General features: G+C 40.4%; 12 protein-coding genes. 3 read left to right on the forward strand and 9 right to left on the reverse strand.

What is annotated here, in order from left to right:
• Positions 1 to 2: 2 nt before the first annotated feature.
• The 8 genes from AOG27_RS10925 to ccoN all read right to left on the reverse strand — a co-directional run bounded on the left by AOG27_RS10925 (position 3) and on the right by ccoN (position 7,130).
• Positions 3 to 674, reverse strand: coding sequence for a sulfite exporter TauE/SafE family protein (locus AOG27_RS10925; RefSeq protein ID WP_054553051.1), 672 nt, complete (start codon positions 672 to 674; stop codon positions 3 to 5).
• Positions 667 to 834 (reverse strand): cbb3-type cytochrome oxidase assembly protein CcoS, encoded by a 168-nt coding sequence (gene ccoS / locus AOG27_RS10930; RefSeq protein ID WP_054553052.1) that lies wholly within the window; start codon positions 832 to 834, stop codon positions 667 to 669. The genes AOG27_RS10925 and ccoS overlap by 8 nt, the downstream gene beginning before the upstream one ends.
• Complete coding sequence (locus tag AOG27_RS10935) at positions 831 to 3,206, reverse strand: heavy metal translocating P-type ATPase (protein ID WP_054553053.1); 2,376 nt, start codon at positions 3,204 to 3,206, stop codon at positions 831 to 833. The genes ccoS and AOG27_RS10935 overlap by 4 nt, the downstream gene beginning before the upstream one ends.
• A 9-nt stretch (positions 3,207 to 3,215) precedes the next feature.
• Entirely contained in the window at positions 3,216 to 3,707 is a 492-nt protein-coding gene (locus AOG27_RS10940; protein WP_054553054.1) for a FixH family protein, read from the reverse strand.
• Positions 3,708 to 3,856: 149 nt separating this feature from the next.
• Positions 3,857 to 4,822: a cytochrome-c oxidase, cbb3-type subunit III gene (gene ccoP, locus AOG27_RS10945; RefSeq protein ID WP_054553055.1), complete on the reverse strand. Its 966-nt coding sequence runs from the start codon at positions 4,820 to 4,822 to the stop codon at positions 3,857 to 3,859.
• Positions 4,819 to 5,004: a cbb3-type cytochrome oxidase subunit 3 gene (locus tag AOG27_RS10950; RefSeq protein WP_010373992.1), complete on the reverse strand. Its 186-nt coding sequence runs from the start codon at positions 5,002 to 5,004 to the stop codon at positions 4,819 to 4,821. Before AOG27_RS10950 ends, ccoP begins: the two co-directional genes overlap by 4 nt.
• 5 nt (positions 5,005 to 5,009) lie before the next feature.
• Positions 5,010 to 5,684 carry a cytochrome-c oxidase, cbb3-type subunit II gene (gene ccoO, locus AOG27_RS10955; protein WP_054553056.1) on the reverse strand — a complete coding sequence of 225 codons (675 nt, stop codon included), beginning with the start codon at positions 5,682 to 5,684 and terminating at the stop codon, positions 5,010 to 5,012.
• 12 nt (positions 5,685 to 5,696) lie between these two features.
• A complete protein-coding gene (gene ccoN, locus AOG27_RS10960; RefSeq protein WP_036967883.1) occupies positions 5,697 to 7,130 on the reverse strand; it encodes a cytochrome-c oxidase, cbb3-type subunit I in 1,434 nt (477 codons plus the stop codon).
• Between the two features lie 366 nt (positions 7,131 to 7,496).
• On the opposite strand from ccoN, the gene AOG27_RS10965 reads away from it, so the two are divergent.
• The 3 genes from AOG27_RS10965 to AOG27_RS10975 all read left to right on the forward strand — a co-directional run bounded on the left by AOG27_RS10965 (position 7,497) and on the right by AOG27_RS10975 (position 12,714).
• The gene (locus tag AOG27_RS10965; RefSeq protein ID WP_138600035.1) at positions 7,497 to 7,895 is read left to right on the forward strand and encodes a hypothetical protein; all 399 of its coding nucleotides are present in this window, start codon (positions 7,497 to 7,499) and stop codon (positions 7,893 to 7,895) included.
• Positions 7,896 to 8,484: 589 nt separating this feature from the next.
• Positions 8,485 to 11,229, forward strand: a complete 2,745-nt coding sequence (locus AOG27_RS10970) for a TonB-dependent receptor plug domain-containing protein (RefSeq protein WP_054553057.1) — start codon at positions 8,485 to 8,487, stop codon at positions 11,227 to 11,229.
• A gap of 108 nt (positions 11,230 to 11,337) precedes the next feature.
• Positions 11,338 to 12,714, forward strand: coding sequence for a hypothetical protein (locus tag AOG27_RS10975; protein WP_054553058.1), 1,377 nt, complete (start codon positions 11,338 to 11,340; stop codon positions 12,712 to 12,714).
• Between the two features lie 70 nt (positions 12,715 to 12,784).
• Here AOG27_RS10975 and AOG27_RS10980 read toward each other — a convergent pair whose 3' ends face one another.
• Positions 12,785 to 13,048 carry a hypothetical protein gene (locus tag AOG27_RS10980; RefSeq protein ID WP_054553091.1) on the reverse strand — a complete coding sequence of 88 codons (264 nt, stop codon included), beginning with the start codon at positions 13,046 to 13,048 and terminating at the stop codon, positions 12,785 to 12,787.
• Positions 13,049 to 13,059 lie beyond the last annotated feature (11 nt).

The following is a 13,059-nucleotide window of genomic DNA, read 5'->3' on the forward strand; positions in this document are numbered from 1 at the left end:
GGTTAATGAACTAACTTATCGGTTGCTATAATTAATAAGTATATACCGTACCATATTATTACGCTGCCTAGAATAACCCTTATCCAAACATGGTTAAAAAGAGTATTTATTTTTTGACTAACAAGACCAACACTGATCATTGCTGGAAAAGTTCCCAAAGCAAAAAATAACATTACGCCTGCACCGTGAAGAGCTGATGGGCTTGTGAGTGCCCAGGTTAACGCAGAATAAACTAGGCCACAGGGTAACCAACCCCACAAAGCGCCATAAAGCAAGGCTTTAGGGGTTGTATCGACCGGTAATAAAAAACGATTGAGTTTAGCTAAATGCTGCCATATGAGCGCCTTGCCTAGTTTTTCTAGCCACTGTAGGGTTGCCGCTAAGCGCATTATGTAAACCCCAACTAGTAGCATAAAAATACCACTCAAAAAAGACAAAGCTACCGATATACTGGTATTTTGCGCCGCGAAGCGACTACTAATTCCAGCTACGAGTGCACCGGCCAGCATATAACTGAGTGCTCGGCCTAGGTTGTATGCAACCGAAAAGCTTACTGCTCGATTTTTGTTGGCAGCAAGTTGTAAACTACTGGCAATGCCGCCACACATAGCTAGGCAGTGACCACTGCCTAACAAGCCCATTATAAATGCACTAATAAACAGCGGATCAATCATTACTTTTGTTATGCTGCTCTTTATCGTCTTCGAACAGAATACTGTGACCCTGTTTATTTAAATCAGAAAACTGCTCGCTTTTTACAGCCCAAAAGAATACCCCAATTGCAATTAGCACAAATAAAATGGCAATTGGGATAAGCATATAGATGATACTCATAGTTTTAATAACCTTAATGAGTTGGTAATAACCAAAATGGAGCTTGCAGACATACCGATGACGGCCATCCAAGGAGCAACGAGCCCAAGGGCTGCCAGAGGTAAGATCGAACCATTGTAAATAAGTGACAATGCCAAGTTTTGCTTAACAATACGGCGCGTCTTTTTCGAGACAGTAAGCAAATGTTCTATAGCCGTTAGATCACTATTGAGTAATACCACATCAGCACTATTTTTGGAAATATCAGCGCCGGTTTCCATTGCGATAGATAAATGGGCACTGGCAAATACCGGGCTGTCATTCACGCCATCACCCACCATAGCAACAATGGCACCTTTAGCTGCCAATGTTTCAACATGGGCTTGTTTATCGCGAGGGCTGCATGCTGCATGCACGGTATCTAAATTTAGCTGTTTTGCAATTCGCTCACCACTGTTAGAGGCATCGCCCGTTAACATATGGCATTTGAGCTGTTGTGAATGAAGTGTAGTAACCAGTTTTTCTGCGTTATCACGTAAGCTGTCTGCTAAGTAAAAGCGCGCAATGACTTGTTTATCGATATACAAGGTTGCTTGAGCATCAGCTTTTTCGGTATCAAACCAACCGCTTTTACCTATCGCAAGGTGTTGATCATTGAGTAAAGCGGTAATGCCTTTACCCGGTTCGATAGTCACATTCTCAATAGGGTTTATTGAGTCGTTGAAACCAGCAAATGCATTAGCTATAGGGTGCTCAGAGAAGCTTTCAAGTTGGGCAGATAAGCGTAATGCATCAGCTTCACTGTACTGGCTGTTTACTAGCTCAACGCGTTCAATGGTAAAGCGACCTTGCGTTAAGGTACCTGTTTTATCAAAGGCGATATCAGTTAATTGTGGTAGCGTTTCTAATACGTGGGCTTGCTTAATTAAAATCCCACGCTTTGTTAAGCTTGCAACTGCACAAGTTAGGGCAGTTGGAATCGCTAAACTAAGCGCACAAGGGCAGGTAGCAACAAGTACAGAAATAGTCACCCAAAAGGCATGCTCGGGGTCTATTTGATACCAACCAATCGCTGTTATTGAGGCAAATACTAATAAGCAGGCAACAAACCACTGTGCTACTTTATCTGTGATCTCAACTAATCGCGGGCGTTTGGTTAACGCTGTGTGTTGCAACTTAATAATTTGATTAAGCAGGGTATTTTGACCGATTTTGTTGATCTCAATACTGATAACGCCATCGTGATTAATAGTACCTGCGTAAACTTGATGACTGATAAACTTGTTAACGGGTTGATGCTCGCCCGTCATCATTGCTTCATCAACGGTTGTTTGACCTTTTGTAACAATACCATCAGCAGGAATGGTTTCACCTGCTTTGATCAACACAACATCACCCAGTTTTAGTTTTTTGGCCGCAATTATCGATTCTTGGTTATTCTCATCGATAATACGAGCTGTAAGAGGCAGTAACTTTTGCAAGTTAGCGGTAAATTCACTGGCTTTTAAACGGGCTCTAAATTCTAAATATTTACCTAATAATAATAAGAAGGTAAACATACAGATAGATTCAAAATAAACTTCGCCAACCGACATTAATGTGGCATAACAGCTTGCCCCATAAGCACCAAAAATCGCTAATGAGACGGGTAAATCCATATTCAGCTGTTTGGCTTTTAAACCATTAATAGCATTGGTTAAGAATGGCAGGGCACTGTAAAGAATTACAGGAGATGCAAGTACTAAGCTTATCCAGCGAAAATACTGCTCGAAGTTCTCTTCCATGCCAGAGAACATGCCAAAATACATAGCGAAAGCAAACATCATTACTTGCATGGTCATCAGACCGGCAACCCCTAAACGGCGGATATAAGCTTTCGCGGCTTGTTGTTTTTGGCTCGCTTCAAGGTCTGCCTGAAACGGGTAGGCTTTATAGCCGATTTCATGTAATGAGGTGATAATTTGGCTAAGCGGTGTAACCGATTTATCCCATTGTATCATGGCACGGTTGGTCGAAGTATTTACATCAACACGTTTGATTGCTTTTAAGTTAAGTAGTTGTTTTTCGATTAACCAAGCACAGGCAGCACAGGTGATGCCTTCAACCGTTAATAGTACTTCTGATAAATCATTAGTGGCTGAAATAAACTCGTCTTGAATATCTTCGTTATCGTAACTTTTAATCAACTCGAGTTGCTCTGGAACAAGCTGTTCAACTTTACCAGAGCGAACAGTTCTAAATTTATAATAATCGGTCATGCCTTGGGCGACGATATTCTCAGCAACCGTTTGGCAACCAATACAACACATAGGTTGTGCCTTACCGTCTATTTCGACAGTCGCATTAAAGCCTTTTGGCACACTTTCAAGACAATGAAAGCAATTATCGGACATTAGAGTTTACTACTTATATTCAGGGCTAATCGAAATCGTTTTATCAGTTGGTAAAATGACATCTTCTTTAAGTTTCCAACTGTTATCGATTGGTTCAATAAACACTGTGTATGCACCGTCAACATGGGTGTCGAGTAGGGCAGTAAAATCGCCATGGGCGTTTTTCATTAAGCTTACATCAAAGTCATTGGCTTTAATGGTGCGATGATAAAAAGACATTTTTAAAGAGTGAACATTGCTTGCATCACCCTTGGTGAAAGTGAATGTTACTTTGTCGTCTGCAACATTTAAATCGCCATGTAAGTAAAGTGCTTTTGCTTTATTAAATTTGCTGAGTTCAAGGTTAATTGCCTTGCCTTTTTTATAATAATCGTCAACAACCATATCTGGGCCGTTGCCAATTGCCATATAAATAAGACCAGCACAGCCGATGATAGCTGCAAGAGGAAAAGAGATTAAAAACCATGGCCAAAAGTTTTTATACCAAGGAGTGGGTTTCATAGTACTTATACCTTTAAAAACGTTGTACGCATTTTATCGGATTTAAAAGCAAAAGACTAAAAAAAAGCCTCCAGATGGAGGCTTTTTTGATCTTAATTAATCTATTGAATTAAAAGATTAATTGTTTATACATTTTATTAACCGCGTGGTTATTTATCTTGCGATAAGCTGTAAACGTACGCTGTTAATAAGTGAACTTTATCTTCACCTAAAATGTCTTTCCATGCTGGCATTACACCGGCGCGGCCATTGATTAGTGTTTCTTCAACAGCACGTTTAGAACCACCGTATAACCAGATGTTATCTGTTAGGTTAGGTGCACCAAATGGTAAGTTGTGTGCAACTGAACCTTTACCGTCAGCACCGTGACACGCAGCACACATTGCAAACTTAGCAGCACCTGCAGCAGCGTCTTTTTGGTTAACAGTACGGCCAGAAAGGCTAAGTACGTGAGCAGTCATTTCTTTAATGCCTTGCTCGCCAAGCGCATCACCCCAAGGTGGCATCGCAGCAACACGACCGTAAAGAAGTGTTTCTTTGATCTTGTCCGGTGAACCGCCGTATAACCAATCGTTATCTGTTAGGTTAGGGAAGCCTTGACCACCACGTGCATCTGAACCATGACATTGTGCACAGTTTTGAGAGAATAAACGTTGACCAATCTCAAGCGCTTTTTCGTCTTTAACTAGTGTTTCAATATCTTGTTTTGCGAATGACTCAAAGATTGGGCCAAAACGCTCATCAGCAGCGATAAATTCTTGGTCTAATTGAACGTTCTCACCGTTAGCTAATGCTTGTTCAGTCGCTTCTTTAGACTCAGCTAAAGAGGTAATACCTTGGTTAGAACTTGTCCATTTACCTAAACCTTCCCAGTTACCTAAACCTGGGTAAGCAGCAAGGTAGTATACAGACCAAATAAATGTCGCGAAGAACATATAAGTCCACCATTTTGGTAGTGGGTTGTTAAGTTCTTCAATGCCGTCAAATTCGTGACCACAGCTTTCGCCTTCTTTCACACCTGCGTAGTTTTTTAAGTTCCACAGAAGTAGGCCGAAGATGATAGCAAGACACGCTAGGGTTAATACAATAACCCATATACTCCAAAAGCTAGTCATTTCTCAGACTCCTTTTCCTCATTAGAGATTGTGTTGTTGTGTTTTTTTTCATCTTCAAATATGGCATTAGCAGCATCGTCAAAACGGCGTTTGCTACGCTTGCTGTATGCCCATACAACAATCACAATAAACAGTACTAAAATTACCAGAGTCAAAATGCCTCTGTATGTTCCGTAATCCATAATAATTACTTCAAGTGTGTGCCAAGCTGTTGTAAGTAAGCGATTAGAGCTTGCATTTCAGTTGCACCTTGACCACCGTTCATGGCTTCGATTTTCGCAATGTCAGCTTGTAGCTCTTCGTCACTTCCGTAACCTTTACCGTCGTAACGGTCGCTCGCTTTATCAATTCCGAAGCTATCACGGAATATTTGAAGCTTTTTAAGTGTATGGGTCGTATCGACTCTGTTTTCGTCTAACCAAGGAAACGCTGGCATGTTTGACTCAGGAACCACTGCACGTGGATCCATTAAGTGAGCATGGTGCCAATCGTCTGAGTAACGCTCACCAACACGCGCTAAGTCAGGACCAGTACGCTTAGAACCCCATTGGAATGGGTGATCCCATACTGACTCACCAGCTACAGAGTAGTGACCGTAACGCTCAACTTCGTCACGGAAAGGACGAATCATTTGTGAGTGACAGTTGTAACAACCTTCACGCACGTAGATATCACGGCCTTCCATTTCTAACGCTGTAAGAGGGCGTAAGCCATCAACAGGTTTAGTCGTATCGTCTTGGAACATTAGTGGAGTAATCTCAACTAATGCACCAAAGCTGATTGCAAAGACAGTCAAGATAGCCATTAGGCCAACGTTCTTTTCGACTATTTCGTGTTTGTTTTGTGAATTATTATTGCTCATCGTGCTACTCCATTATGCCAATTGTGCGTCAGCGTCTAGTTGAAGCGAATCTTTCTTCGCTGCAATAGTACGATAAACGTTGTAAGCCATAATTAGCATACCTGTTACGATGAATACACCGCCTAGGAAACGCATGATATAGAACGGATACGAAGCTTCTAATGACTGTACAAAGCTGTACATTAACGTACCGTCTGAGTTTACTGCACGCCACATTAGACCTTGCATTACACCAGAGATCCACATTGCTACGATGTATAGAACAACACCCACAGTGTGTAACCAGAAGTGCGTGTTAACTAGTTTAACACTGTACATACGGCCTTGTGAGAATAGTGCAGGGATTAGGTGATAGATAGCACCGATAGAAATCATTGCAACCCAACCTAGTGCACCTGAGTGTACGTGACCTACAGTCCAGTCAGTGTAGTGAGAAAGCGCGTTAACTGACTTAATAGCCATCATCGGGCCTTCGAACGTAGACATACCGTAGAAAGATAGAGAAACAACTAAGAAACGAAGTACTGGGTCAGTACGTAGTTTATGCCATGCACCTGATAACGTCATGATACCGTTGATCATACCACCCCAAGATGGAACGAATAGGATAACTGACATAACCATACCTAAGCTTTGCGTCCAGTCTGGAAGCGCAGTGTAATGTAGGTGGTGAGGACCTGCCCAGATGTATAAAGAAACAAGAGCCCAGAAGTGAACAACCGATAAACGGTAAGAATAAACAGGGCGGCCTGCTTGTTTTGGTACGAAATAGTACATCATACCTAAGAAACCAGCAGTTAATAAGAAACCAACAGCGTTGTGACCGTACCACCACTGAACCATTGCATCTACAGCACCTGCGTAGATAGAGTATGATTTAGTAAGTGAAACTGGAATTGCCATGCTGTTTACGATGTGTAAAACGGCAACAGTAATGATGAAACCAGCGTAGAACCAGTTCGCAACATAGATGTGCGATACTTTACGCTTGATTAACGTACCAAAGAATACCACTGCGTAAGTTACCCAAACAACGGCGATAAGAATATCGATTGGCCATTCAAGTTCTGCGTATTCTTTTGAGCTTGTGATACCTAATGGTAAGGTAATCGCTGCTAGTACGATAACAAGTTGCCAACCCCAGAAGGTGAAGGCTGCTAATTTATCTGAGAAAAGGCGCGTTTGACATGTACGTTGTACGACGTAATAAGACGTCGCAAAAAGTGCACTTGTACCAAATGCGAAAATTACTGCGTTCGTGTGTAACGGACGTAGTCGAGAGTAAGTTAACCATGGTGTATCAAAGTTAAGTGCTGGCCAAGCTAATTGGGCAGCAATCAGAACCCCAACACTCATGCCAACGATGCCCCAAATCACTGTCATAATAGCGAATTGGCGTACAACTTTATAATTGTACTCAGTTTGTGATGCTACTGTTTGGCTCATTTTCTGGCTTCCGCTGCAATAAATGCGTTTTAGAAATGAATTACCCACTTTTATTCAAAGTGGGGCCTACTATTACTTCACAAGCATGTTACCTAAAGCCAACTTAGCGGTGCTAGCTTCAGAAAACAAACTCGAGAAACCCTTATTTTTGCGATGGAAATGATAAAATTTTTGACCTTAAAAAGATAGGTCAATTGCATAAAATTATGACATCAATCAAATTTTAGCGCTTTGTTGGTTATTTTTTGTCAGAGATTGTATTTTTATTGACTTATTATTAGGTGCCTGTTGTCTTTTTTGGGCATTCTAATTAGTATCTGACTTTATTTTATACAGGCAAATAGAGTGCGAATAAGCTTATTTCCCGTGTTCCTTTTTAGTCTTTTTTTAGCTGCATGTGATAGCCAAAGTATAGATAAGGGCAGCACAAGTACAAGTTGTCAGAACAATAGTCATTGCAATTACCCTAATAATGTAGAAGTTTGGCTAAGTAACCCAGATATCAGTCCAGAAACACCGTTTACGATTAACCTAAAGTTACCAAAGGAGGCTAAAAACCTCTCAGCAAAACTTGAAGGTGTCACCATGTATATGGGTTTTATCCCACTGCAGTTTAAACAGACAGGACAAGTTTGGGTTGCTGATACTATGGTTGGCGCATGCTCTGAACCTGTTATGACTTGGAAAATGATGCTCACTTACACTTCTGGCGATAATCAACCTCAAACCTTGCTTTATTATTTCGATTCACTGCAAACTCGATAACATCTTCCCTTATTATTGTTGATCGCAGTTTTTAATTATCTAAAAGCTGTGATTAGCGCAATTTCTCCTTCACCTTTTTTTACTTGATGTTCTTTATTAGCCGTATTTTTATACGGTATTACAAACTGACGGAACAAAAACAAAAAATCATCCTCTAATACACTGTTTAACAGACTAACTTTGTCTATTTAGTTAATTTAAGTGAATAACTATGGTTAGCAGTCTTACCAAGCTTTTACGGTTTTTATAACGTTGTGTGATCAACTTGTAAAAATTTCATTTGTAGCATTAATTGGGCTTTGATTACACTTGATTACAAAGTGCGTGCAATTGATTTCAATCGTGTTTTTTTTGCTACTTAATAATGTTATTTTGCTGATGTATAAGTGTTTTTTTTTATTAACATTGATACATCGTGAAACCTTATTACCTAAAGTTGGTACGCCATTTTTGGGTTGTTTTTTATTTGATCTTTCATTCAGTTTTCGTTCAGTTAACTGCGCCTAAGTTGCCCTCCGCTGACTCGTGATTCTAATAATAACGAGCGCTACCTGACTAAAGGTAAATTTCCAACAAGTAGGGTTTTCACATGAAAAAATCAATTCTTGGTTTAGCTGTTGTTTCAGCAATCCCAATGTTCTCAAGCATGCAAGTTTTAGCTGCTGATGATGCAGCAGAGTCTATTGAAAAAATTCAAGTTACGGGTTCTCGCATTAAGCGTTCTGATATGGAAAACGCAAGCCCAGTAACATTAATTGGTGCAGATGACATCAAAGCAATGGGTGCAACAAGCATCGATAGCGTATTACAAAAAATGACCGCAACAGGCGGCGCGATGACTAACCCAGGCGTAAATAATGGTTCTGGTGGTAACGCACGTATTGATTTACGTGGTTTAGGTGCTAGCCGCACATTAGTTTTAGTAAATGGTCGTCGTATGATTGCATCTGGTACAGGTGCGGCATCTACTGTTGACTTAAATACAATTCCTGTTTCTATGATCAAATCTGTTGAGGTACTTAAAGACGGTGCTTCTGCTGTTTACGGTACTGATGCGGTAGCTGGTGTTGTTAACATCATCTTAAAAGACGATTTTGAAGGTCTTGACATGAATGTTAACTCTGCAATCACTGGTGAAGGTGATGCAACAGAGAATTCATTCGACTTCACAGTTGGTTCGTCTTTTGATAAAGGTAACATTGTTATCGGTATGCAATACACCGATCGTGGCAAAGCAAAACAATCTGACCGTGACTTTTCTGATTGCCCAATCTCTGAAGGCGCTAATGGTTTAAACTGTAACGGCGGTTCTGTTTATGCTGAAGGTGGTCACATTTGGCAAGACGGTACAATTGGTGATGTAAATAAAGCGGGTGAGTCTGTAGATGCAGATGGTAATCCAATTACTTCTGGCCTAGCCCACCAAGATAATGGTTTGAGCGGTCTTGGTGGTTTACACCCATTTACTGATGCTGATCGTTACAACTTTGCACCTGATAGCTACCTTTACACGCCAATGGAGCGCTTAAACTTAACAGGTCTTGCTACTTATGAACTAAGCGACGAGACGCGTTTATTCACTGAGTTCACTTATACTAAGCGTTGGTCTGAGCAACAAATGGCTGCTCAACCAATTTGGTTTGGTTTTACTTATGATGAATCAATGGGTGACTCACTATTAGGTCAAACATATAACAGTAAAGTTGACCGTGATGGCGATGGTATTGCTGACCGTGATGCAGATGGTAACTACATCACTGAAACAGCTAATTACGCGTATGGCGATAAAATTTTCTACGGTCGTCGTATGTCAGACACTGGCGCACGTTATTTTGAGCAATCTGTAGATACTGTTCGTGCTGTAATTGGTGCTGATGGTTTCATCGGTGACTATTCATGGGATGTATCTGCTAACTTTGGTCGTAATGATTCAGTAGATAAATTGAGCAACCTTCACAATATTGGTTCATTAACTGATAGCATTATGTACACGAATGATGAAGGTCAAGTTGTGGGCACATTTAACCCACTAGATCAAAATGCTTGGACTTCTGAAGGTTTCCGTAGAAACGTTTACACTGAAGTAAATAATGGTGGTAGTCAACTATTTATCCTAGCGGCTTCTGTATCAGGTGAGTTATTTGAATTACCAGCAGGTTATGCAGCATTCGCAGCAGGTGTTGAGCGCCGTCAAGAAAAAGCTTGGTACACGCCTGATTCTTTAACTGCTCAAGGCCTAGCTAATGATCCGATGGTTGAGCCAACATCAGGTGGTTTTGATGTAAACGAAGCATATGTTGAATTTGCATTACCACTTCTTGCAGATGCGCCACTTGCACAAAATGTAGAATTAAGCGCTGCTATCCGTGCATTTGATTACAGCACATTTGGTTCAGATGAGACTTGGAAACTTGGTTTAACTTGGAAAGTAAACGATGAGTTAATGCTACGTAGTGTTGTATCAACAGCATTCCGTGCACCAACTGTTTCAGAGCTTTATTCTGGTAACTCACCTTCATTCGAACAAGTTGAGTACCCTGGTGCGCAAGACCAAGCAGAAGTTACTGTAGGTGGTAACTCATCTTTAACACCTGAAGAAGCTGATACTTTAACTGCTGGTATCGTCTATGAGCCTGAGTGGTTTGAAGGCTTCAGCATGACGCTAGATTACTACGATATCGAAATTGAAAATGCGATTGCGACAGTAGATAACCAATACATTGTTGATCAGTGTTTGAAGACAGATGCAAATAATGGTTCTGCGTTATGTAACTCGGCAAATGTATCAATCGATTCAACGGGTCGTATCATTTTCAATAACCAGCTACAAAACATTGGTTCTGAAAAAACATCTGGTATCGATTTAAATCTTTCTTACTCATTTGAAGCTGCTGGCCTTAACTGGAAAGCGGGCTTAGATACAACTTACTTAGACGAGTATGTTGTTCAAGTTACTGGTGAACCTGTTGACTACGCAGGTGTTATTACGTCAGGCTCTGGTGGTTATGCAGATCTTAAATCAAACCTAACAATTAATGTTGCTGGTGATAACTGGGATGCTCAGTACCAAGCTCGTTATATTGCTGGTATGGATAGTTTTGCATGTATCGGTGATGAAGATTCATGTTATGCGCCTACAACACCAACGGTTATTTACCATGATATCAGTGGTTCATACCTTATCAATGACTCAATTACACTTTCTGCAGGTGTAAATAACTTATTTGATAAACAACCACCATATTACACTGGTAACAATGACTCAAACACTGACCCGTACACATATGATGTATTAGGTCGTCGTTTCCACGCTGGTATTAACGTTAAGTTCTAATCTAGTTTGAAATGATTACTAAGGCCCCGTTTTTACTGGGCCTTTTTTATTGTCTGAAAGCCTATCAACGCGTAAACTAAGGGAGCATTATTAAAAAACGAGGTGATATTGCTTAAACAAGACGAAAACTTATCCTTCATTATTGAGCCTGAGCTTAAACCACGCACAGAGCAACGACTCGACCTGTATTTCTCCATTCCGAATGAAATGAGTGTAAATCCACAAACACTGAGCGAAGAATCATTCTTTAACAACAATTTTAAATCGCACCTTGCGTATAACGCTAACAACATTCACTTACCCTTAGTAAGAAGCCGCTTTGTTAGTAAAAACAAAGGTGAACAGCAAGATTATCGGCAAAACTTAAACTTATATTGTTATCAAGTTCGACTCGCGCTGAATGCAGATATCAAAGACACCCTAAAACACCAAGAAGCCGATGAGTTTTACCCTGCAGCCATTGAGTTGTGCGAGCAAACCAAAGGCTTGTTGAAAAAGCTAAGACGCTATACCCCAGATGATGAAAAGCTGCTGCCATTTTATAAAAACGCTGATAACTACTTAAGTTGGCATGTAGAGCAGTCATTTTTGAAACTATTGGATGAAGGGCCGCGCAGTAGTGATTTTGCAAAAGAGCGCAGTGATTTATTAGAGTTCTGCAAAGCTGAAAACAGTTATCGTGATGAGCAAGAATATAATTCGCAATCAACACTCGAAGATGCCAACCGTATCACTAATAAAATGCGCCTGTTACAACGTTTAATTGAACATGGGGTGGTACTTAATCGCACTACACGGCATTTAAACAGTTATTTAAAACGTATGGTAAAGGGTACGGTGACCGCTGTGATCATGGCCTTTGTGATGTTGGTTGTGTTAAATGCTCGCTCAAACTTTACCGAAGTAACAGCGACGTTGATTTTGATCTTGGGTGTTATTTATGGTCTTCGTGAAATATTTAAAGAAGACATAACACGGGTGATCTGGCGAGCTATCGTAAGAGGGCGACCAAAATGGCGCTTTCAATTTAAAAATAGCATTACTAAAGACAAAATTGCCAGCCAATACATTTGGCTTGAATACACCAGTTTTAAACGCCTGCCTAAAGCGGTAAGAAGAATTTTTTCGAAGCGACGTCATCAAAATAAACAGGCTGCTCAGTGGCTGCATTTTGCAAGCGAAACACAAGTTAACGCGAAAGAGTTTTTACCTGGCTACGATACCTTGCAACAAACCATGCAATTTAGCTTGGCACCGTTTGCTCGCTATTTAAAGCGGGGTGAAGGTAAGCTCTATCATCTAGATAGTAATAAAATCTCTAAGAAAGCCGTAGAGAGGCGTTATCAGTTAAATGTGGTATTAGTGTTTACACAAAGCGAAGATGAAACTTTGTATCAGCGCTACAAGATTACGTTAAATCGCAGCAAAATTGTGAATATTGAGCGTATTTACTCACAAACTGACATTCTGAAAGATGAAAGATGAAAGATGAAAGATGAAAGATGAAAGATGAAAGATGAAAGATGAAAGGGTGGCCTTGGCCACCCATTTCGGTTTATTTAGCGTCTAAACCTGTTTTGCTGTAAAGCGACACTTTGTCTGATACTAGGGTAATTTCGATATTTTTATCTTTGTTACCCCAAATACAGTTAGTGTGTAATGTCTTTTCTTCACACTTATCCGCTGAACCTAAGATAGCTTCAACCTCAGTTTTATCCATGCCAATTTTAATTTTTTCGTAGTTCTCTAAATTTACTTTTGAGCAACCCGCTAAAGTAAGTGTTGCAGCCGCTGCTGCAATTGCCATATATTTTTTCATAATTGTATCCA

It is taken from the genome of Pseudoalteromonas lipolytica, assembly GCF_001306915.1.
In the GTDB taxonomy this organism is placed as follows: Bacteria; Pseudomonadota; Gammaproteobacteria; order Enterobacterales; family Alteromonadaceae; genus Pseudoalteromonas; species Pseudoalteromonas simplex.

Bases quoted from the DNA above. Each gene is read 5' to 3' on its own strand.
- AOG27_RS10980 (WP_054553091.1), bottom strand. From the start codon at position 13,048: ATGAAAAAATATATGGCAATTGCAGCAGCGGCTGCAACACTTACTTTA.
- AOG27_RS10925 (WP_054553051.1), bottom strand. From the start codon at position 674: ATGATTGATCCGCTGTTTATTAGTGCATTTATAATGGGCTTGTTAGGC.
- ccoP (WP_054553055.1), bottom strand. From the start codon at position 4,822: ATGACTAGCTTTTGGAGTATATGGGTTATTGTATTAACCCTAGCGTGT.
- AOG27_RS10940 (WP_054553054.1), bottom strand. From the start codon at position 3,707: ATGAAACCCACTCCTTGGTATAAAAACTTTTGGCCATGGTTTTTAATC.
- AOG27_RS10950 (WP_010373992.1), bottom strand. From the start codon at position 5,004: ATGGATTACGGAACATACAGAGGCATTTTGACTCTGGTAATTTTAGTA.
- ccoO (WP_054553056.1), bottom strand. From the start codon at position 5,684: ATGAGCAATAATAATTCACAAAACAAACACGAAATAGTCGAAAAGAAC.
- AOG27_RS10970 (WP_054553057.1), top strand. From the start codon at position 8,485: ATGAAAAAATCAATTCTTGGTTTAGCTGTTGTTTCAGCAATCCCAATG.
- ccoS (WP_054553052.1), bottom strand. From the start codon at position 834: ATGAGTATCATCTATATGCTTATCCCAATTGCCATTTTATTTGTGCTA.
- ccoN (WP_036967883.1), bottom strand. From the start codon at position 7,130: ATGAGCCAAACAGTAGCATCACAAACTGAGTACAATTATAAAGTTGTA.
- AOG27_RS10935 (WP_054553053.1), bottom strand. From the start codon at position 3,206: ATGTCCGATAATTGCTTTCATTGTCTTGAAAGTGTGCCAAAAGGCTTT.